The organism is Achromobacter sp. 18P8.1.1 (assembly GCF_057799415.1).
The window spans coordinates 1-20,270 of sequence record NZ_JBYOKH010000019.1 but is presented as its reverse complement, the minus strand read 5'-3'; the positions used below and the strand labels follow the sequence as shown (position 1 = coordinate 20,270).

Genomic DNA, 20,270 nt, shown 5'->3' with positions numbered 1-20,270 from the left:
GAATTAAATGGACAGCAAGAGCAGCCGGCGCCAGCCGGTTCGCGCAGCTTCGGCAGCATTCTTTGGCACCATGATCGAGTGGTATGACTTTTACTGTTACGCCACCGCCGCGGCGCTGGTGTTTGGCGACGTGTTTTTCGCGACCGACGATCCCTTCATGGGTACGCTGGCTTCGCTGGGCACATTCGCCATCGGCTTTTTCGCGCGCCCGTTCGGCGCATTGATCTTTGGCCACCTGGGCGACCGCGTCGGCCGCAAGCAGAGCCTGATCATCACTCTGATGGTGATGGGCATTGCGACCACGTTGATCGGGCTGCTGCCGTCGTATCACTCCATTGGCCTGGCAGCGGTCATCCTGCTGGTGGCGTTGCGGCTGGTGCAGGGCATCGCCGTGGGCGGCGAGTGGGGAGGCGCCGTGCTGATCGCGGCCGAGCACGCGCCGCCCAAATGGCGCACGTTGCTGGCGTCCGCGCCGCAATACGGCAGCCCCATCGGCCTGATCCTCGCCACCGGCGTGTTCCGTATCGTCTCCGACCTGCCCAAGGAAGACTTCCTGAGCTGGGGCTGGCGCCTGCCTTTCATCGTGAGCGGCCTGCTGGTCCTGGTGGCCTTCATCATCCGCCGCGGCGTGAACGAAAGCCCGGAAATGGAAGAGCGGCTGAAGGAAAAGCGCAAGGAGCACATTGCGCCGATCGGCCTGGTGCTGCGCGAGCGCAAGCGCGCGCTGGCGTTGGGAATCGGCCTGTGCCTCCTGGGAATTTCGGGGTTCTACTTCGTGACGACCCTGATGATCACCTACACCACCACGTACCTGAACATCACCCGCCCGCAGATCCTGGACGTGGTGACTTGGGCAGGCGTGGTCGAACTGATCAGCTTCCCGCTGGCTTCCTACATCGCGATGAAGATCGGCGAGCGCCGCTTCCTCGTGTACGTGACGGCGCTGGCGACGTTGTGGTCCGTGCCGATGATGATGCTCATCCTGACGGGCAACATCACCAACATTGCGATCGGCATCCTCGTGGCCATCTTCCTGATCGGCGCCTATTACGCCGTATTGGCCCCATACCTGCCGCGCGCGTTCCCGATCGAGATGCGCTATACCGGCATTTCCCTCAGCTTCCAGCTTTGCGGCGCGATTTTCGGTGGCACCACGCCGCTGGTGGGGCTGTGGGTGGCGCACAAGTTCGGCCTGAACTGGCCGCCCCTGGCGCTGATGTTCGCCGTCATCGCCGGCGCGAACTTCCTGTGCGCGGTGTACCTGCCCACGGACGAGCGCGACGCCGCGCGCGCCGCGGCCCGCAACCGCAACCTGACGCCGCAGCGGTCGTGAGTTGGCCGGCTACGCGCTGAGGCGCGTCCGGGTTCGTAGCCGTGATCAATGCGACGTGCCCGCCGCCCTGGCACGTTGATGGTTGGTGGCCAGCACGCGATCGTAGATGTCCAGCGTGCGGCCGACGAAACGCTGGACGCCGAACTCGGCCAGGCTTTTCGCGCGCGCCGCCTGGCCCATGGTGCGCAGGCGTTCGCGTTGCGTCAGGATCTGCGCCAGGCATTGCGCGATGGCGGCCGGCGACCCGGGATCCACCACCCAGCCGTCAACGCCCTCGGTGATGTTTTCGGGCAGGCCCGCGTAGCGGCTGACCATCACCGGCTTGCCCATCGCCATCATTTCGCGGCAGGCGAACGAAATGGTCTCGATCCGGGTCGACAGCACAAACCCGATGTCCAGCGCCGCCACGAACGGCCGCACATCGGACAGGTGGCCCGCGTAATAGACGTGGTCCGCCATGCCCAGCGCCAGGACGCGGGCCTGCTGCTCGACGGTGGGCGGCTGCCCGGCCACCGCGACCAGCACCTGTTCGCGCAAGGGCGCGGGCAGCAGGGAGACGGCTTGCACCATATGCAGCCAGTTCTTGTATGGGGCGGTGCCGGCATTGCTGCCGATGACGAGGCGGCCCGCCGTGCGGACGGGCCAACTGCTGCGCACGCTGGCGCCCGCCGCCTGCGGATAGGGCTGGAACCGGTCGGTGTCCACGCCGTTCTTCACCGTCGAGATGGGGCGCCGTGCGTAGGCCGATCGCTGCAGTTTCCGATGCGTGTCTTCGCAGACGGCGATCACGTGATCGGTGGCCAGGCTTGCGCGCAGAAAGGATCCCAGCCCGGAGACCGCATGGTTGTCGTGCTTGGTATAGACGATCCGCGGCCCCGGTCCAGCCAGCTTCATCCTGGCCAGCATCGCGCAGCGGTGGTCCAGCGACCCGTTGACGTGCACGATGTCGAACTCCCCGGCCGCCATGATGTCCGCCAGGCGCGATACCAGGGCGGGCGTGTGCCAGATCCGGCTGGAATAGTTCACCGCCATGGCTTCGGCAAGGCCGGCCTGTCGCGTTTCCCGGTACAGGCGACTCGCCTGCGGCGCGGCCAGGGTGACGTGATACCGCGGTCCCAGATGCTGGATCAGGGTGGTGAGATAGGTGGTGTGCCCGCCGCCATCGCCCTTGTGGTAGTTGGTGTAGAGGATTTTCATGGTCGCCAGGCGCAGGGCGCCCGCAAGGCGGGCGGCACTTGCTTGAAGGTTTGGATTCCTGGCACTCTAGTCAGGCTCGACTTACCCTAGCGTGACCCGCTGCTGACGGGAGGGCGTCAAAAAACTGACAAAACCCTTGCTGACAATTGCGTCAGGTTCAGGTCATGTTCTTGACGGGGTTGCCGGGCTAGAGTGACGGCGCGCCGTTGTCGCCGGCGCAGGGGGGCGTACCGGCGGTGGAACCCGGCGGCAGCCGCGTCCAATCAAGACCTACTGAGAAGGCCCTCGAAGAAAATGCGCCTGTTACTACTGGAAGACGAGGCCAAGACGGCCTCGTACATCAAACGCGGCCTGACCGGACTGGGCTACACCGTGGATGTGGCCGACGACGGCACCGAGGGTCTGTTCCTGGCGTTGGAGCAGGACTACGACGGCATCATCCTGGACGTCATGCTGCCCGGCCACGACGGCTACACCGTCCTGGAACTGCTGCGTGCACGCAAGAAGACGCCCGTGCTCATGCTGTCGGCGCGGGGCTCGGTCGATGAGCGGGTCAAAGGGCTGCGCAAGGGCGCCGACGACTATCTGCCCAAGCCGTTCTCGTTCACGGAACTGGTGGCGCGTATCCAGGCGCTGTTGCGCCGGGGCGCGGGCGCTAGCGGCGAATCCACCTTGCTTCAGGTTGCCGACCTGCAGGTCGACATGATGGCGCGCCGGGCGATGCGCGGCGGCCAGCGGCTGGACCTGACGGCCAAGGAGTTTGCGCTGCTCAGCCTGTTGGCCCGGCACGAAGGCGAGATCCTCTCCAAGCTGATGATCGCAGAACAGGTCTGGGACATGAATTTCGACAGCGATGCCAATGTGGTCGAAGTGGCCATGCGGCGTTTGCGGGTCAAGGTCGACGCGCCCTACGACAACAAGCTGCTGCATACGGTGCGCGGCATGGGCTATCTGCTGGAAAGCCGCGATGTGCCCGGTGTGGCGCAACCGGTCGACTGAACGATGAGGGCGTCCATCTCGACGCGCCTGGCGTTGATGTTCGGCCTGTCCGTGGTGCTGATCGTGTCGGTATGTGCGGTGCTGCTGCATGGATCGTTGAAAGCATCGTTGCAGCAGCAGATGCGCAACGAACTGGAATTGCGCCACTCACTGCTGGATCCTTGGCTGATGTCGCGCGATTCGCAAGCGTCCTGGGCGAAAGTCATCAACAAGCTCAACGCCCTGGCGCCGGACGACGGTCCCGACGCGCAGCACTGGGTGGTCAGCGAAGACCCTTTTTACCGTTACGGCGTCGACGCACCACGGGGCGTGGATTGGCGCGCCGTGCCCGACGGCTATTCCACGCTGCCGCTTGAAGGCGACTGCCGCCCGCTGAATGTCTTCGTCACGACCCTGCCGCCTGTCGGCAGCCGCCCCGAGGTCCGCTTCATTGTCGCGCTGGATTCCACGCCCTATATGGAGACGTTGGGCGCCTTCACCAGCACGCTCGTCGGCATGTCGGTCGCCGGCACCCTGTTCGTCGCGCTGTTGGGTTACTTCATCGCCCGCCTGGGCCTGTTCCCGGTCAGGCGGCTGAGTGCGCAAGCCCACGGTCTGGCGCCGGGAAACTCCGGCCAGCGCTTGCGTACCGAGCATCTGCCCTCGGAAATCAAGGACATGGCGGTGTCGTTCAACGGCGTGCTGGAACGGCAAGAGGTCGCGTGGCGCCAGCTTGAGAGCTTCAACGCCGATGTGGCCCACGAACTGCGCACGCCCCTGACCAACCTGGTGGGGCAAACCCAATTGGGCTTGGCGGTGGGCAAGGACGTGCACGAATTCAAGGAGCTGCTCCAGTCCAACCTGGAGGAGCTTGAGCGCATGACGTCCATCATCAACGACATGCTGTTCCTGTCGCACGCGCAAGTCGGCCGCATGGCGATGGACCTGAGCGATGTGTCGTTGCGCGAAGAGGCCGCCAAGACCACGGAGTATGTCGAACCGCTGTTCGGAGACAAGAACCTGACGGTGACGCTCAGGGGCGATGCGCGGGCGCTGATCGACCGCAGGCTGTTCCACCGGGCGCTGGCGAACCTGCTTGAAAACGCGGCGTTCTACGCCAAGCCGGGGACCGACGTCGCGGTCGCGATGCAAGCGCAGGCCGGCATGGCCCAAGTGTGCGTTTCCAATGTGGGCGAGCCCATCGACGCCCAATCGCTGCCGCGCCTGTTCGAACGCTTCTTCCGGGTGGAATCGGCACGCACGCAAAGCGACAAGCACCACGGTCTGGGCCTGTCCATCGTGAAGGCCATCGCGTCGATCCACCAGGGCGACGTGTTCGTGCGCAGCGAAAACGGGGTCAACACCTTTGGGTTCACCATGGCGTGCCGGCCGGCGCCGGGCGCGCACTGAGCGTCGATGGATCGCCGGCGTCAGGCCGGCGGCAGCGTCTTCCCGACGCTTGCCGCCAGCATCTGCGCGGTGGCCGCCGACAGGGTCCATCCCAGGTGGCCGTGGCCCGTGTTGTAGAACACCCCCGGGCGCTTGCCCGGGCCGACGCGCGGCATCATGTTGGGCGTCATGGGGCGCAGGCCGCACCAGGGCACCACGCGCGATGTCCGGATGTTGGGGAAATGCTTGCGCGTCCAGTCGATCAGCGGCTGCACGCGTTCTGCGCGGATGTCCATGTTGAAGCCGTTGAATTCCGCCGTGCCGGCCACGCGGAAGCGGTCACCCAGCCGGCTGGTGACGATCTTGGCCGCTTCGTCCAGCAGGCTGACACGGGGGGCGGCGTCCCGGCTTTGCGCGTCGTCCAGGTGGACGCTGATGGAATAGCCCTTGACCGGATAGATGTTCAGCGTGTCGCCCATCTGCCGCGCGAACTTGCGGCTGACGGCGCCGGCGCAGATGACGATGGCATCGGTTTCATGCTGCTCGCGCAGGGTGCCGCCTTCGCGCAGGACGTCCAGCACATAGGGACGGCTGTCGCGGCTGATCTGCTCGATGTCGGCGTCCTGCACGAACGTGACGCCATGGCGTTCGCACGCGCGCGCCAGGCCGCTCGTGAATTTGTGGATGTCGCCGGTGGCGTCCGACGGCGTGTAGAAACCGCCGTGGCAATCCGTTTGCAGCGTGGGTTCAATATTGCGGGCTTCGCTGCCGGATACCGCGTACCGCTCCAGGCCGCCTGCCTGCAGCAGCGCGTTCGAACGGCGGGCGGCGTCGAAGCTGGCCGCGTCGTGGTAGATGTGCAGGATGCCCCGGCGTTCCAGGTCGAAGTCGATGCCTTCGGCTTCTGCCATGTCGAAGAGATGTTGGCGCGCTTCGATCGCCAACCGCGTGGTGGCGATGGTGTTTTCACGGTAGTTCGGGATCTGCGCCATGAACTGCGCCAGCCACGAATACTTGTGCCAGCTGAACTTGGGGTTCAGCAATAGCGGCGCGTTCTTGCGCCACATCCAGCGCAGGCCCTTCAGGACGGTGGCGGTGCTGTTCCAGACCTCGGCGTTGCTGGCCGACAGCTGGCCGCCATTGGCGTAGGACGTTTCCATGGCGGGATAGCGCTGGCGATCGTAGACGGTGACCTGGTATCCCAGCTTGGACAAGGCGTAGGCGGACGTGACGCCGGTGATACCGGCGCCAATGATGGCGATGCGGGGCATGATGGCTCCAGATTGAGTGGCCGCGGCCCGAACTGGCCGCCGCACCCCATCTGTCTTGGTACCTGAGAGCTTCACCCGCTGCGCTGACGGCGGCGGGATCCCCTTCGGTGGGCGCGCACGGCGCCTCTCTCCAGATTGTCTAGACGCGCGCAGTCCTGTTGCCTGAGAGTTTCCGGGGCGGTTGCTCCGTCGGCGCCGGCCGCAAGGGCCAGTCTCTTCTGCGCGGTTTTGAATCGACGGAATAGAGAATAGCCAAGTTCTTGTCGGATTGGATTCAGGGTAAGTACTATGTCGGGCGGTCGGCAGCGGCTGGAAATGAAGGGATAGGACCATGAGAATGCATGTTGAAAGGACCCGGCGCATCGCCTTGTCGGGGCTGGCGGTTTTGGCGCTGGGCGCAGGCGCTGCGCAGGCGTTTGCCGCGCCGACGCCTCCCGTGGACCCGACCACGGCCAGCCGCAGCATCGACGAAGCCGCGCAGGCCGTGATGCGCGAATACGGCGTGCCGGGCATGGCGATCGCCATCACCCGGGACGGCCGGCAGCAGTTCTACAGCTATGGCGTGGCCTCGCGCCAGACCCAGGCCAAAGTCAGCCGCGACACCCTGTTCGAGGTGGGCTCGATCAGCAAGACCTACACCGCGACCCTGGCAGCCTATGCCGAAGTCCTGGGAAAGCTGTCGTTGAACGACAGCCCCGCGCGCTTCCTGCCCGTCTTGCAGGGGTCGGATTTCGGGAAGCTGACGCTCGTCCATCTGGGCACGCATACCGGCGGGGGCTTTCCGCTGCAGGTGCCCGACGCCGTGCGCAACGACGCGCAGTTGATGGATTACCTGAAGGCCTGGACGCCCCAGTACCCAGCGGGCACGTACCGCACCTATGCCAATCCCAGCATCGGGATGCTTGGGGTGGTGGCCGCCAAGAGCCTGGGCGAACCGTTCGCCAACGCCATGGAAAAGACGCTGTTTCCCAAATTGGGTTTGTCGCACACTTACATCGACGTGCCTGCCGCCGCGATGGGCGACTACGCTCAGGGATACAACAAACAGGATGCGCCGGTGCGCGTGAATCCGGGCGTGCTGGCGGCGGAGGCCTATGGCGTGAAGACCAGCGCGCGCGACCTGCTGCGCTTTGTCGAGGCCAATCTGAATACGGCGGGCGACGCCGCGATCCAGCGCGCCGTCGCCCGCACGCACGTGGGCTATTACCGGATAGGGGACATGACGCAGGACCTGGCCTGGGAGCAGCTTGCCTATCCCGCCACGCTGGATGCGCTGTTGACAGCGAATGCGGGCACGCTGAACAGCCAGAGCCATCCGGCGGCCGAACTGACTCCCCCGCTTGCACCGCAGGATGCCGTGTGGATCAACAAGACGGGATCGACCAACGGCTTCGGGGCCTATGTGGCGTTCGTGCCGGCCAGGAAGGCGGGCGTCGTGATCCTGGCCAACAAGAACTATCCGAACGAGGCCCGCGTGCGGCTGGCCTACCGGATACTGGAAGAACTCGCACGCTGAGCGTCAGCGGCGGTTCGGGGTTCGGCAGGGGCTCTGCCCGCCCGCGGCAGCAGTCCCATGATTTCCAGCCGCTGGCACAACTGCCCCAGACGCTCCAATTTGTAGGCGTCCACGTCCATGCCGGCGTAGTCGTAAAAGCCCTGGGCGTCGCGCAGGCCGTTGCGGCCTTTCTCCATATTGCGAGCAATGACTTCAGGTGAGGCGAAGCGGGGGCCGATGGCTTCGGACAGGTAGCGCGAGGCGTAGTAAAGGATGTCGCCGCCGCCCCAATCGATGAATTCCAGCAAGCCCAGCACCGAAAAGCGCAGCCCGAAGCCCAGCCGCACGGCGGTATCGATGTCTTCGGCGCTGGCGACGCCTTCCTCCACCATGCGGGCCGCCTCGTTCATGGCAAGTGCCTGGATGCGGGGCACGATGTAGCCGGCGGACGGCGCGCACTGCACCGGCACCTTGCCCGCTTGGCGCAGTGCCTCCAGCAACTGCTGGGCAGCAGCGTCGCGCGTCTTGGGCCCCTGGCTGACTTCCACCAACGGAATCAAGGCGGCGGGGTTCAACCAGTGCGCATTCAGGAAGCGCTCGGGGTGCGTCACCAGTTCGGCCAGTTCGGTGACCAGGAAGGTGGACGTGGTGGATGCAATGACGGCGTCTGGCGCGCAGGTTTCCCCTAGCCACTGGAAGGCATCGCGCTTGGCGTCCAGCCGCTCCGGCACGGCCTCGAACACGATGCGCGCGCTTTGCAGGTCAGCCGCGGCGTCGTCGCGCCGACACAGCCGCACGCGGCCCATCACGGCATCCGCCTGGCCGGCGTCCAGCAGCCCCAGTTGGCCGAACGTGGCGAGCTCGCGGCGCAGGTTGGCCAGCACGCGTGCGTCGTGCGCGGATTGTTCCGCAGGGGGCCGCGGCTTGATGTCGATCAGCGTCACGTCCCGCCCGGCCAGCAGGTATGACAGGGTGATGCCTTCGCCCATGCGGCCGGCGCCGATCACGCAGATTCTGTCGGCCATGGTCAGCATCCTTGTGCCAGCAATTCGGCCATGCCACGGCGCGACAGGGCGTCCAGCCCCAGGCCTTCCAGCGTGCGGCCTTCGGCGTACAGATCGCGTCCCGTGATGGCGCTGGCGACGCTCAGCAGCCCTTGCGCCACCGGGGTGGGCACGCCCGCCCAACGGCCGGCAGACACCAGGAACGACAGCCCTAGCCGCGTGTCTTCCATCATGTAGCGGTGGGTATGCAGGTCGATGGTTTCGCGCCAGTCGCCGCTATCGGTCAGTTTGCCGTGGGCGCCGCGGCCGTACATCCATTCGTCGCCTTCGCGGGCGTAATGGTCGGCCAGCGGAAAGTGCGGCGCGGCGTAGCCCAGCGCGACGCGGATGGCGATGCGTTCGGCGTCCAGCGCGTCGGTCACGCGGCGGATCGAGGCCTGCGTGCCTTCGTTGTGGATGTCCCACTTGTCGAAATGTTCCAGCGGGCCGGCGTTCATCATGATGAGGGGCGGGTGGATGATGGGGCCGGCATTCATCAGCGCACCGGACAGGCCGTCCTCGATGGGTTCGATGGCCGGATAGGCCTGCCGCAGCAGCGCCAGGGCGTCCTCCGACAGACGGCTGGGGAATACGCCCGTGGGCAGGCGGGTGGCGTAGCCGCTGATTACCACCTGGTGGCCGTGCTTGCGGGCCAGGTAGGGCAGCGTGCCGGTTTCCGCATAGGCGACGCGGGCCGGATTGCCCGCGTCTTTCTGGGCGCGGGCGAAGAGGTAGCTGCCGAAGGTGCCCGGCGGCAGGAACACGACCTGTCCATTGCGCAACAGCGGGCCAAGCGCCGGCGCCAGCGCCTCGTGCGTCGTGGCGGGCAGCGGGATGACCAATAGTTGCGCATGGGTCACCGCGTCTTCCAGAGCGTCCGTCAGCTGCAGATGACCAGGGCCCGCGCCCACCGGGACCTGGCGTGTGCCGCGGTAGTCGGTGACGGTCAACGCGCCCGCATCCCGCAAACCCTGGAACGCGCTGCAGTCGCGGCGCCACCAGCGCACCTCGTGCCCCTTTTCCGCCAGCTCGGCCGCCGCCGCATAGCAGCCGTGGCCGCCGCCTATTACGCTGATTCGCATGATCAAGCTCCTTCGATTGAAGCTTGATCCTAGCGGCGGCGTCCGGCGCGGGCTGCGCAAAACGCGCAAGCGCCGTTCCGATCCGGCAAGGGAATGGGCCGCGCTTATCCGCGATGCTGCCGCAAGGTGTCCGACGGCAGGCAGCCGTAGCGCTTGCGGTAATGCGTGGCGAAATGGCCGAAGCTCGTCACGCCATGGCGCAGCAGGATGTCGGTCACGCTGTCGCCCGTGCGCGCGGATTCAAGCGCCGCATGCACCAGCGCCAGCCGCTGGTTGCGCACGTAGTCGCTGGGGCTTTGCTTGAGGAACTGCGTGAAGCCGTTCTGGAGCGTACGGATCGACACGCCGCAGTGCGCCGCCAGATCCGCCAGCGAGATGGATTCGTCGACGTGGGTTTCGATGTATTCCCGTGCCCGGCGCACATGCTGGGGCAAAGGCTGCCTGCGATCGGCGCGCAGCAGGTCCGAATAATTGTGGGGCAACTGCGTCAGCAGCAGGGCCAGCAGATAGTCGGAGAAGCCTGCCGCCAGTGTCTGCGTCACGCCGTCGATCGCGGGGTGCTGGTACAGCCGGCACAGGTAGTCCAGCGTTTCGCGCACGGCGGCCAGGCCCGGCGCATCGGGGTCCACTTCCAGGTCGAACACCAGCGCATGGCGGATCGGCCGGTCCAGCAGTCGTTGCAACTGGTGTTCCAGCGCCTGCCGTTCCACGCGCAGGATCAGGTTGCGGCAATCCCGCCCGATGCTGATCACGCTGGGTTCCGAGGGCGACGAGATCGTCAGGCCACCTTCGCGCATCAGCGCGCGGCGCTTGCCCAGCGTGACCAGGCCGGAGCCTTGCAGCGTGATGCGGATCAGGTAGTAGCTGGCGATGTCGCCGGCATCGATTTCGACTTCCGCGCCGTAGTGCAGGTCGAACAGCGCCGCGCTGCCGAAGAACACGCCGTACAGCCGTGACTGCAAGGGTTTCCCCTGAGCGACGCACATACGGTGCGACCACAGGTGCTGGCTGACCTGGTCCTTGATCTCGGTGGCGTTGCCCGAGTCGAGCAAGCAATGGCGGTTCAGCGGATAGGTGTCGTTGAACATGCTTTCCTGCGCGGTGGGAACAGTCGTTGCGTCCGGCGTATAGAGTCCTGTTGCGCAAAGACCTACAACAGATGGACAAACGGGACGCAGCCCGATCCCGGCACACTCCAAGGGAAAAACATGACTGACGCCACCCGGCAGCAAGGGACAAGACGAAGCTACGCCTACGAGTGGTACGTCGTCGTGATATGCATGCTAGCGTACATATTTTCCTTCGTCGACAGACAGATCCTGGCGCTGATGATCGAACCGATCAAGCACGATCTGCAGCTGTCCGACACGCAATTCAGCCTGCTGCACGGCCTGGCCTTTTCCCTGTTCTACGCCTTCATGGGCATTCCGATCGCCTTGCTGGCCGACCGTTATTCGCGGCCGAAGATCATCGCGATCGGGGTGGCGTTCTGGAGCTTGGCCACGGCCGCCTGTGGGCTGTCGCGCAATTTCGCGCAGATGTTCCTGGCGCGCATCGGCGTGGGCGTGGGCGAAGCCGCCTTGTCGCCCGCCACCTATTCCATGCTTAGCGACATGTTCCCGCGTGAGAAGCTGGGGCGTGCGGTGGGCATCTATTCGATCGGGTCGTTCATCGGCGGCGGCATGGCCTTTCTGATCGGCGGCTATGTCATCGACCTGCTGAAAAGCGTGGACACGGTGGTGGTGCCGTGGATCGGCGCGATGCGGCCCTGGCAGGTCACGTTCTTCATCGTGGGTTTGCCCGGCCTGCTGGTGGCGCTGCTGATCCTGTTGACGGTGCGCGATCCGCAGCGGCTTGGCCTGCGCCGCAATGCCGCTGGCCAGGCGCAAAAGCCCACGTTGCGCGACACCGTCCGCTTCCTGGGCCGGCACCGGGGCACGTTCTTCTGCCATTACCTGGGCTTTTCGTTCTATGCCATGGTGCTGTTCGCGCTGCTGGGCTGGACGCCCGCGTTCTACATACGGAAGTTCGGCATGTCGCCGGTAGAGGTGGGCTACATGCTGGGCGTGGTGGTGCTGGTAGCCAATACCGCGGGCGTGTTCTGCGGTGGCTGGCTGATGGACTGGCTGGCCAAGCGCGGCTACAGCGATGCGCCCCTGCGCGCCGGCGTGATCGGCGCCGTCGGCATGGCTTTGCCGGCGGTGGCCTTCACGCAGGTGGACAGCCTGTGGCTGTCGGTGGGTCTGCTGCTGCCCGCGATGTTCTTCGCATCGTTTCCCATGCCGACGTCCACGGCGGCCATGCAGATCCTGCCGCCCAACCAGATCCGCGCGCAGGTGTCAGCCCTGTTCCTGCTGATCTCGAACCTGATCGGCCTGGGGCTGGGAACCACGGCAGTCGCGTTGCTGACCGACCGCCTGTTCAAGCAGCCGGCGGCGGTGGGGCAGTCGCTCTCCATCCTGGTGGGCGGCGCGACGGTGCTGTGCATCGTGTTGCTGGCCGCGGGGTGCGCCCGCTACCGGCGCAGCCTGGCGTTGGAGGACAGCACGCAGGCGGCCTTGCGGCCTGCGCAGGTGATGCCCTGAACGGATAGGAAGGCAGGGCATGGGGGCCGCACGCGACCTGTACAGGCGGACGGCAACGACCTGTACAGTGAGGCCGGCGCGATGCGATTGTGTATTTGCAGGGCGCTGGTACACAGTCAAGAATGGCCCGTACCGATGCCGCATGCTGCGGCCGTCCCCTGAACAGGAACTCCCATGACGCTTGCCTCCGCAACCCACACCCTGGCCGACCTGCGCGTGGATGGCGCGCGCTTATGGCAATCCTTGATGGACCTGGCCCGCATCGGCGGCACCGAGAAAGGGGGCGTGTGCCGGCTGGCGCTGACCGACCTGGACCGGCAGGGCCGGGACCTGTTCGTCAATTGGGCGATGGACGCCGGCTGTGAGGTGCGCGTCGACGCCATCGGCAATATCTTCGCGCGCCGGCCAGGGCGCGATAACCGCTTGCCCGTGGTCATGACGGGCAGCCATATCGACACCCAACCCACCGGCGGAAAATTCGACGGCAATTACGGCGTGCTGGCTGGCCTGGAGGTGCTGCGCACGCTGAACGACGCCGGGGTGCAGACCGAGGCGCCGCTGGAACTGGCGGTATGGACCAATGAAGAGGGGTCGCGCTTTGTGCCGGTGATGATGGGCTCTGGCGTGTATGCCGGCGCCTTCACGCTGGAGCACGCGCTGTCGCAACAGGACCGCGACGGCGTCAGCGTGCGCCAGGCCTTGAGCGACATCCGCTACGACGGCGACGCCGCCGTGCCGCCGGTGCAGCCGGACGGCGTGGGCGCGTACTTCGAGGCGCATATCGAGCAAGGCCCGGTGCTGGAAGCGGCCGATACCGTGATCGGCGTGGTGACGGCCGCCCTGGGTCAGCGCTGGTACGACGTGGTGCTGACAGGCGTGGAAGCACATGCGGGCCCCACGCCCATGCCGCTGCGCCGCGACGCCTTGCTGGCCGCATCCGACCTGGTGCTGGCCGTGAACGAGATCGCGCTGGCGCACGCGCCGGATGCGCGCGGCACTGTGGGCTGGATGGACGTGTTTCCGAATTCCCGCAATGTCATACCCGGCCGCGTGCGCATGACGGTGGACTTGCGCGCGGCCGACGACGCCACGCTGTCCGCCATGGACGCCGCGTTGCGTGCAGCGGTGGATGCCGCGGCGGCGGCCCGGGGCGTTGCCGCCCAGGTGGAGCAAGTGGTGTACTTTGCGCCGCAGCCTTTCGCTCCCGCGTTGGTGGATTCGGTACGCGAAGGCGCCAAGTCCTTGTCGCTGTCGGCCATGGACGTGGTCAGCGGGGCAGGGCATGACGCCGTGTACCTGGCGCGCGTGGCGCCCGCCGCGATGATCTTCGTGCCCTGCAAGGACGGCATCAGCCACAACGAGATCGAGGACGCGCGCCCCGAGCACCTGGAGGCGGGATGCAATGTCCTGCTGCGCGCCATGCTGGCGCAAGCCGGCGTGGCGGCATGATCCGCTGACGCGCATGCCCGCACCACGGCGGCGCACGCTGCGCTGACGTGGTGCCGCCGGCCACGGGCCCACGCCGTTCCTGACTGCATTTCCCGGTGTCTGCCCCGGGCGCTCCGATGCCCTGCACATGGCACAGAACTTGCTTATACAAATTCTGTGTACTAACTCTGTGCACGTGTACCTGGAGAACCACAATGCAGACACGGAGTATCCGCATCAAATCCCTGGCCGCCGCGCTCGCGCTGACGGCAGCGGGCGCCACCGCCTTCTCGCCGGCCACGGCGCATGCCGAAAAGGTGCTGCGCATCGGCATGACGGCGGGGGACATCCCGCGCACGCTGGGCCAGCCTGACCAGGGGTTCGAGGGCAACCGCTTCACCGGTATTCCGATGTACGACGGCCTGACCCAGTGGGACCTGTCCAAGCAGGACGGCCCCAGTGTGTTGATTCCCGGTCTGGCCCTGTCCTGGGACGTGGATGCCGCCGATAAGACCAAGTGGGTGTTCAAGCTGCGCCCAGGCGTGAAGTTCCATGACGGATCGGACTTCAATGCGGACGCGGTGGTGTGGAACGTGGGCAAGGTGCTCGACAAGAGCGCGCCGCAGTTCGATCCCAGCCAGGTGGGCGTGACGGCATCGCGTATGCCGACGCTGGTGTCTGCCCGGAAAATCGACGACCTGACGGTGGAGCTGACCACGTCGGAGCCCGATTCGTTCCTGCCGATCAATCTGACCAACCTGTACATGGCGTCGCCTGCGCAATGGCAGAAGAAGCTGGCCGCGGTTCCGGCGTCGGTGACGGACGCTGCCGAGCGCTCGCAGAAGGCCTGGGCCGCGTTTGCGGCCGACGCCGCAGGCACCGGCCCCTTCAAGATGGCCAAGTTCGTGCCGCGCGAAAGGCTGGAAGTCGTGAAGTACGACGGGTACTGGGACGAGAAGCGCCGGCCGAAGATCGACCGCGTGGTGATGCTGCCGCTGCCCGAAGCCAACTCGCGCACGGCCGCGCTGATGTCCGGCCAGGTCGATTGGATCGAGGCGCCCGCGCCCGACGCGTTCGACGCGATCAAGGCTCGGGGTTTCGTCATTTATTCCAATGAGCAGCCGCACGTGTGGCCGTGGCAACTGTCGTTCAAGGAAGGGTCTCCGTGGTTGGACCAGCGCGTGCGCCAGGCCGCCAACCTGTGCGTGAACCGGGGCGAACTGAAGCAGCTGCTGGGCGGCATGATGGCCGAGCCCAAGGGCACGGTGCCGCCGGGCCATCCCTGGTGGGGCAACCCCAAGTTCGACATCAGGTACGACCCGGACGCCGCCCGCAAGCTGATGGCTGAAGCGGGGTACTCCAAGGCCAAGCCCGTGAAGGTCAAGGTGCAGACCTCGGCCTCGGGCTCGGGGCAGATGCAGCCCCTGCCCATGAACGAGTTCGTGCAGCAGAACTTGAAAGACTGCTACTTCGACGTGAGCTTCGACGTGGTGGAGTGGAACACGCTGTTCACCAACTGGCGCAAGGGCGCCAAGGACCCGTCGGCCAACGGCAGCGACGCCATCAACGTCAGCTTCGCGGCCATGGATCCGTTCTTCGCCATCGTGCGCTTCGTCAGCACCAAGACCTTCCCGCCCACGTCGAACAACTGGGGCTATTTCGGCAACGCCGAGATCGACGGCTTGATCAAGGACGCGCGCACGACCTTCACGCCCACGGAACGCGACGCCGCGCTCGCCAAGCTGCATGCGCGCGTGGTCGAAGAGGCGCCGTTCGTCTGGATTGCGCATGACGTCGGCCCGCGGGCCATGTCGCCGAAGGTCAAGGGCGTGGTGCAGCCCAAGAGCTGGTTCATCGATATCGCCACGATGTCGATGGATTGACCCTGAACGCGGGAAGGACGGCGCCTGGCGCGGCGTCCTTCCCGCACTAGCCGGTGACGCCTATGCTGTCTTACATTTTCCGGCGCGTGGTGTACGCCCTGCCCATCATGGTGGGGGTCGCGCTGCTCTGTTTCCTGTTGATCCACCTGGCGCCCGGCGATCCGCTGGTATCCATCCTGCCGCCCGACGCGTCCGCCGACCTGCAGCGGCAACTGATGCAGCTCTACGGCTTCGACCGTCCGCTCGTCGAGCAGTTCGCGGGCTGGCTGTGGCGCGCGCTGCATGGCGATCTGGGCACCTCGATCGCTACCGGCCGCCCCGTTGCCGCCGAAGTGCTGAACGCCGTGGGCAATACGCTGCGGCTGGCCTGTCTGGCGACGATGCTGGGTTTCGTCGTGGGAGCGTTCCTGGGTTTCGTGGGCGGCTATTACCGCAACTCGCCGATGGACCGCGTCGCCTCGTTCGTGTCCGTCGTCGGCGTCAGCGTGCCGCACTATTGGCTGGGCATGGTGCTGGTCATCGTGTTCTCGACCCAACTGATGTGGCTGCCGCCTACCGGCGCGGGCCCGGGCGGTTCGGGGGAGTGGGTGGCGGACTGGGCGCATTTCCGCCACATGATCCTGCCCGCCGTGACCATGTCGGTGATCCCGATGGGCATCATCGCCCGCACCGTGCGCGCGCTGGTGGCCGAGACCCTGTCGCAGGAATTCGTGGTGGGGCTGCGCGCGCGCGGGCTGACCGACCTGGGCGTCTTCCTGCACGTGGCCAAGAACTGCGCGCCCACCGCGCTGGCCGTGATGGGCCTGCAGCTGGGTTACCTGCTGGGCGGCTCCATCCTGATCGAAACCGTCTTTTCCTGGCCGGGCACGGGCTTTCTGCTCAATGCCGCCATCTTCCAGCGCGACCTGCCGCTGCTGCAGGGCACGATCCTGGTGCTGGCGCTGTTCTTCGTGGTCTTGAACCTGGCCGTCGACATCCTGCAAGGCCTGTTCGACCCGCGTATCGAAAGGAGCTGATCGTATGACCGATTCCCTTGCAAGCCTGGCGGCCGCCCCGGCCGTGGCGCCGGTGGCGCGGTCGCCCGGTTACTGGTCCAACGTGCTGCGCCGCCTGCGGCGCGATCCGGTGGCGCTGGCCGCCGGCGCCGTCATCCTGGCGCTGATCGTCATGGCGATCCTGGCGCCCTGGATCTCGCCGGCGGACCCGTTCCAGGCGTCGATGCTCAAGCGCCTGCGGCCCATCGGCAGCGAAGGCTATCCGCTGGGCGCCGACGAACTGGGGCGCGACATGCTGTCGCGCCTGATGCTGGGCGCGCGCCTCTCGTTGTTCATGGGCATCGTCCCGGTGATCGCGGCCTTCGTGGTGGGTAGCGCCATCGGCATCCTGGCGGGCTACGCGGGCGGCTGGACCAGCACGCTGATCATGCGGGTGGTGGACGTGTTCTACGCGTTTCCGTCCGTGCTGCTGGCGATCGCCTTGTCCGGCACGCTGGGGGCGGGCATCTTCAACGCCATCGTGTCGCTGACCGTCGTCTTCATCCCGCAGGTCGTGCGCGTGGCCGAAAGCGTCACCGCGCAAGTGCGGCGCAGCGACTACGTCGACGCGGCGCGGGCGTCGGGCGCCTCGCCGTTCACGATCGTGCGGGCGCACGTGCTGTCCAACGTGCTGGGTCCGATCTTCGTGTATTCCACCAGCCTGATCTCGGTGTCCATGATCCTGGCCTCGGGCCTGTCGTTCCTGGGCCTGGGCGTGCGGCCGCCGGAACCCGAATGGGGGCTGATGCTCAACACCCTGCGTACCGCGATCTACACCCAGCCCTGGGTGGCGGCGTTGCCCGGCGTGATGATCTTCATCACGTCCATGTCATTCAACCTGCTGTCCGACGGGCTGCGGTCCGCCATGGAGGTCAAGGAATGAGCGCACTGATCGAGACGGCACGCGCCGCCCACGGCGATGTGGGCGGGCCGGCCCAGCCGCTGCTGAGCGTGCGTGGGCTGGTCAAGCACTTTCCGCTGAAGCGGGACCCGCTGTCGCGCAAGCGGGGCGGCAACGCCGTGCGTGCGGTGGACGGCGTCGACTTCGACGTGAAGAAAGGCGAAACCCTGGGCGTGGTGGGGGAGTCGGGCTGCGGCAAGTCCACCACCGCACGGCTCGTGATGCAGCTGATCACCCAGGATCGCGGCGAACTGGTGTTTGACGGCATGGCGGTCGGCTCGCGTGCACTGGCGCTACGCGAGTTCCGCCGCCAGACGCAGATGGTGTTCCAGGACAGCTATTCGTCGTTGAACCCGCGCATGACTATCGAAGATTCGGTCGCCTTTGGCCCGCTGGTGCACGGCACGCCCAGGAACGATGCCATTGCGGTGGCGCGCGGACTGCTGGGGCGCGTGGGGCTGGAGCCGCAGCGATTCGCCGGCCGCTATCCGCATGAATTGTCCGGCGGCCAGCGCCAACGCGTGAACATCGCGCGTGCGCTGGCGCTCCATCCGCGTCTCGTCATCCTGGATGAAGCGGTCTCTGCGCTGGACAAGTCCGTCGAGGCGCAGGTACTGAACCTGCTGCTGGACCTGAAGGACGATTTCGGGCTGACATACATGTTCATCAGCCACGACCTGAATGTGGTGCGGTACATCTCTGACCGCGTGATGGTCATGTACCTGGGCGAAGTCGTCGAACTCGGCCCCGTGGATCAAGTGTTCGACGCGCCGCGTCACCCCTATACGCAGGCCTTGCTGCTATCCATGCCGTCGATGGAGCCGGGGCAGCGCACCGAATCCGCGCCCTTGTCGGGCGACCCGCCCAACCCCATCGATCCGCCCTCGGGTTGCCGCTTCCACACACGCTGCGCCCAGGCGCGCGCCGTCTGTGCGCAGCAGGCGCCCGACCTGACGCGGCAGGGCGACGGCCATGCCGTGCGCTGCCTGATCCATCAACCCGATTCCGGCTACGCCGCCTCAGGAGCGCTGGCATGACGTCCGCCCCGCAACCGCTTGTCAGTATCCGCAACCTGGAAGTCGCTTTCCAGGCCGGCGCGAAGACCGTGCATGCGCTTAATGGCGTGAACCTGGAAGTCGGCCGTGGCGAGGCCGTGGCGCTGATCGGCGAATCGGGCTCGGGCAAAAGCGTAACGTTGCGCGCGCTGATGCGGCTGCATCCGCCGCGCCGCACGCGCATGCGCGGCCAGATGCAGGTGGACGGGCGCGACGTGCTGGCGATGAACTCGCGCGAACTGGCGGACATGCGCGGGCCGGTGGTGTCCATGGTGTTCCAGGAACCGCTGCTGGCACTGGATCCGGTTTACACCGTGGGCCGCCAGATCGAAGAAATGGTGCGCCGGCATACGGGCAAGACGGCCGCCGAAGCGCGTGCGCAGGCCTTGTCGTTGTTCGAACGGGTGCGCATCCCCAGCCCGGAGCGCCGCCTGCAGGCCTATCCGCACGAGATGTCCGGCGGCATGCGTCAGCGCGCGATGATCGCGCTGGCCCTGTCGTGCAATCCCAAGGTGCTGCTGGCCGATGAGCCCACGACTGCGCTGGACGCCACCGTCCAGATTCAGATCCTGCTGCTGTTGCGCGAATTGCAGCGCGAACTGGGCCTGTCCATCGTCTTCGTGACCCATGACATCGGCGCGGCCGCCGAAATCGCGGACCGCGTCGCCGTCATGTATGGCGGCCGGATCGTCGAGCAAGGCACGGTCGCCGACCTGTTGCGGGCACCGCGCCACCCCTACACGCAGGCTTTGCTGAAGGGCAGGGCGCACGGCGCGATGCGCAAAGGGCAACGACTTGAAACCATTCCGGGCTCGCCGCCTGACCTGGCTGCCTTGCCGCCCGGCTGTTCGTTCGCGCCCCGTTGCAGCTTGGCGCAGCCCCGCTGCCAGGCGGCGGTGCCCAATATCGAGCCCGTGGCGCCGGGGCACGAGGTACGGTGCATCCGGGTGGCCGAGACCCAGTAGCGGCGGCAAACCTGTTTCAACCTATCACCGGCGCAATCTGTCCCTGATATGGATTTTCATTCTTGGCCGATAATGCTTGCTGTTGCTCCCAGCCGGACCCCTTATGCCCTGCGTTACCCGTCGTGTTGCTTTGCCTCTGTTCGCCATCCTGTCGGTCGTTTTGGCGGGATGCACTTCCCCTAAACCGGCCTACGAACGCGAGGACTTCACCCAGAACGACGTGTTTTCCCGCACGTTCCCCACCGCCAGCACCACCGCCTGCGACGCGGGCCGCCGCGCCTTGCTGAGCCAGGGCTACAACATCGACCGGTTCGATCCGGCGCGGGTGTCGGGGCACAAGAATTTCCAGGGTGAAGATGGGCTGCATACCCAGATCAATTTCAATATCGACTGCGCCTCGGATGGCAGCGCCAACCAGCGCGCCACGGTATTCGCCAATGCCGTGCAGGACCGCTACTCGATCAAGCGCACCAGCAGTTCCGCCAGCGTGGGCGTGAGCGTGTTGGGGCAGGTGTCGATGCCGTTCGGGTCCAGCGATGATTCGCTGGTGAAGACGGCCAGCCAGACCGTGTCGCGGCCCAAGTTCTACGAAGGGTTCTTCCAGCTGTTGCAGCGCTTCCTGCCGGACGCC

General features: G+C 66.2%; 17 protein-coding genes and 1 riboswitch. Of the genes, 12 read left to right on the top strand and 5 right to left on the bottom strand.

Features of this window, described 5'->3' with window-relative positions:
• Window positions 1-7: 7 nt before the first annotated feature.
• On the top strand, window positions 8-1,333 hold the full coding sequence (locus tag AC27VE_RS14100; RefSeq protein ID WP_006225727.1) for an MFS transporter: 1,326 nt from the start codon (window positions 8-10) through the stop codon (window positions 1,331-1,333).
• 45 nt (window positions 1,334-1,378) lie between these two features.
• Here the strand turns inward: AC27VE_RS14100 and AC27VE_RS14095 are convergent, their stop codons facing one another.
• Window positions 1,379-2,530 carry a glycosyltransferase family 4 protein gene (locus AC27VE_RS14095; RefSeq protein WP_488704212.1) on the bottom strand — a complete coding sequence of 384 codons (1,152 nt, stop codon included), beginning with the start codon at window positions 2,528-2,530 and terminating at the stop codon, window positions 1,379-1,381.
• Window positions 2,531-2,824: 294 nt separating this feature from the next.
• On the opposite strand from AC27VE_RS14095, the gene AC27VE_RS14090 reads away from it, so the two are divergent.
• Window positions 2,825-3,529: a heavy metal response regulator transcription factor gene (locus tag AC27VE_RS14090; RefSeq protein WP_488704211.1), complete on the top strand. Its 705-nt coding sequence runs from the start codon at window positions 2,825-2,827 to the stop codon at window positions 3,527-3,529.
• Window positions 3,530-3,532: 3 nt separating this feature from the next.
• A complete protein-coding gene (locus AC27VE_RS14085) occupies window positions 3,533-4,918 on the top strand; it encodes a heavy metal sensor histidine kinase (RefSeq protein WP_488704210.1) in 1,386 nt (461 codons plus the stop codon).
• A 20-nt stretch (window positions 4,919-4,938) separates the two neighbouring features.
• On the opposite strand, the gene AC27VE_RS14080 is transcribed toward AC27VE_RS14085, so the two are convergent.
• Entirely contained in the window at window positions 4,939-6,168 is a 1,230-nt protein-coding gene (locus AC27VE_RS14080) for a D-amino acid dehydrogenase (protein ID WP_315135539.1), read from the bottom strand.
• Window positions 6,169-6,308: 140 nt separating this feature from the next.
• A riboswitch (glycine riboswitch) is annotated at window positions 6,309-6,399 on the bottom strand.
• Window positions 6,400-6,505: 106 nt separating this feature from the next.
• Here AC27VE_RS14080 and ampC point away from each other — a divergent pair.
• Window positions 6,506-7,684: a class C beta-lactamase gene (ampC, locus tag AC27VE_RS14075; protein ID WP_488704253.1), complete on the top strand. Its 1,179-nt coding sequence runs from the start codon at window positions 6,506-6,508 to the stop codon at window positions 7,682-7,684.
• On the opposite strand, the gene AC27VE_RS14070 is transcribed toward ampC, so the two are convergent.
• From AC27VE_RS14070 to AC27VE_RS14060, 3 genes are all read right to left on the bottom strand, one after another.
• Window positions 7,654-8,697, bottom strand: coding sequence for a 3-hydroxybutyryl-CoA dehydrogenase (locus AC27VE_RS14070; RefSeq protein ID WP_488704209.1), 1,044 nt, complete (start codon window positions 8,695-8,697; stop codon window positions 7,654-7,656). The genes ampC and AC27VE_RS14070 overlap by 31 nt on opposite strands.
• Window positions 8,691-9,788, bottom strand: a complete 1,098-nt coding sequence (locus tag AC27VE_RS14065) for an NAD/NADP octopine/nopaline dehydrogenase family protein (RefSeq protein WP_488704208.1) — start codon at window positions 9,786-9,788, stop codon at window positions 8,691-8,693. The genes AC27VE_RS14070 and AC27VE_RS14065 overlap by 7 nt, the downstream gene beginning before the upstream one ends.
• Window positions 9,789-9,892: 104 nt before the next feature.
• Window positions 9,893-10,876 (bottom strand): AraC family transcriptional regulator, encoded by a 984-nt coding sequence (locus tag AC27VE_RS14060; RefSeq protein WP_315135545.1) that lies wholly within the window; start codon window positions 10,874-10,876, stop codon window positions 9,893-9,895.
• 120 nt (window positions 10,877-10,996) lie between these two features.
• Here AC27VE_RS14060 and AC27VE_RS14055 point away from each other — a divergent pair, with 120 nt between their 5' ends.
• The 8 genes from AC27VE_RS14055 to AC27VE_RS14020 all read left to right on the top strand — a co-directional run.
• On the top strand, window positions 10,997-12,373 hold the full coding sequence (locus AC27VE_RS14055; RefSeq protein ID WP_488704207.1) for a spinster family MFS transporter: 1,377 nt from the start codon (window positions 10,997-10,999) through the stop codon (window positions 12,371-12,373).
• Between the two features lie 174 nt (window positions 12,374-12,547).
• A complete protein-coding gene (locus AC27VE_RS14050) occupies window positions 12,548-13,822 on the top strand; it encodes a Zn-dependent hydrolase (RefSeq protein ID WP_488704206.1) in 1,275 nt (424 codons plus the stop codon).
• A gap of 194 nt (window positions 13,823-14,016) precedes the next feature.
• Entirely contained in the window at window positions 14,017-15,684 is a 1,668-nt protein-coding gene (locus AC27VE_RS14045) for an ABC transporter substrate-binding protein (protein WP_006225739.1), read from the top strand.
• Window positions 15,685-15,746: 62 nt separating this feature from the next.
• Complete coding sequence (locus tag AC27VE_RS14040) at window positions 15,747-16,700, top strand: ABC transporter permease (protein ID WP_006225740.1); 954 nt, start codon at window positions 15,747-15,749, stop codon at window positions 16,698-16,700.
• A 4-nt stretch (window positions 16,701-16,704) separates the two neighbouring features.
• Window positions 16,705-17,601 (top strand): ABC transporter permease, encoded by an 897-nt coding sequence (locus AC27VE_RS14035; protein ID WP_006225741.1) that lies wholly within the window; start codon window positions 16,705-16,707, stop codon window positions 17,599-17,601.
• Window positions 17,598-18,656 (top strand): ABC transporter ATP-binding protein, encoded by a 1,059-nt coding sequence (locus AC27VE_RS14030; protein WP_488704205.1) that lies wholly within the window; start codon window positions 17,598-17,600, stop codon window positions 18,654-18,656. The genes AC27VE_RS14035 and AC27VE_RS14030 overlap by 4 nt, the downstream gene beginning before the upstream one ends.
• Complete coding sequence (locus AC27VE_RS14025) at window positions 18,653-19,639, top strand: ABC transporter ATP-binding protein (RefSeq protein ID WP_488704204.1); 987 nt, start codon at window positions 18,653-18,655, stop codon at window positions 19,637-19,639. The genes AC27VE_RS14030 and AC27VE_RS14025 overlap by 4 nt, the downstream gene beginning before the upstream one ends.
• A gap of 103 nt (window positions 19,640-19,742) precedes the next feature.
• Window positions 19,743-20,270: DUF2242 domain-containing protein (locus AC27VE_RS14020; protein WP_488704203.1), on the top strand; the 528-nt coding region annotated here is incomplete at its 3' end.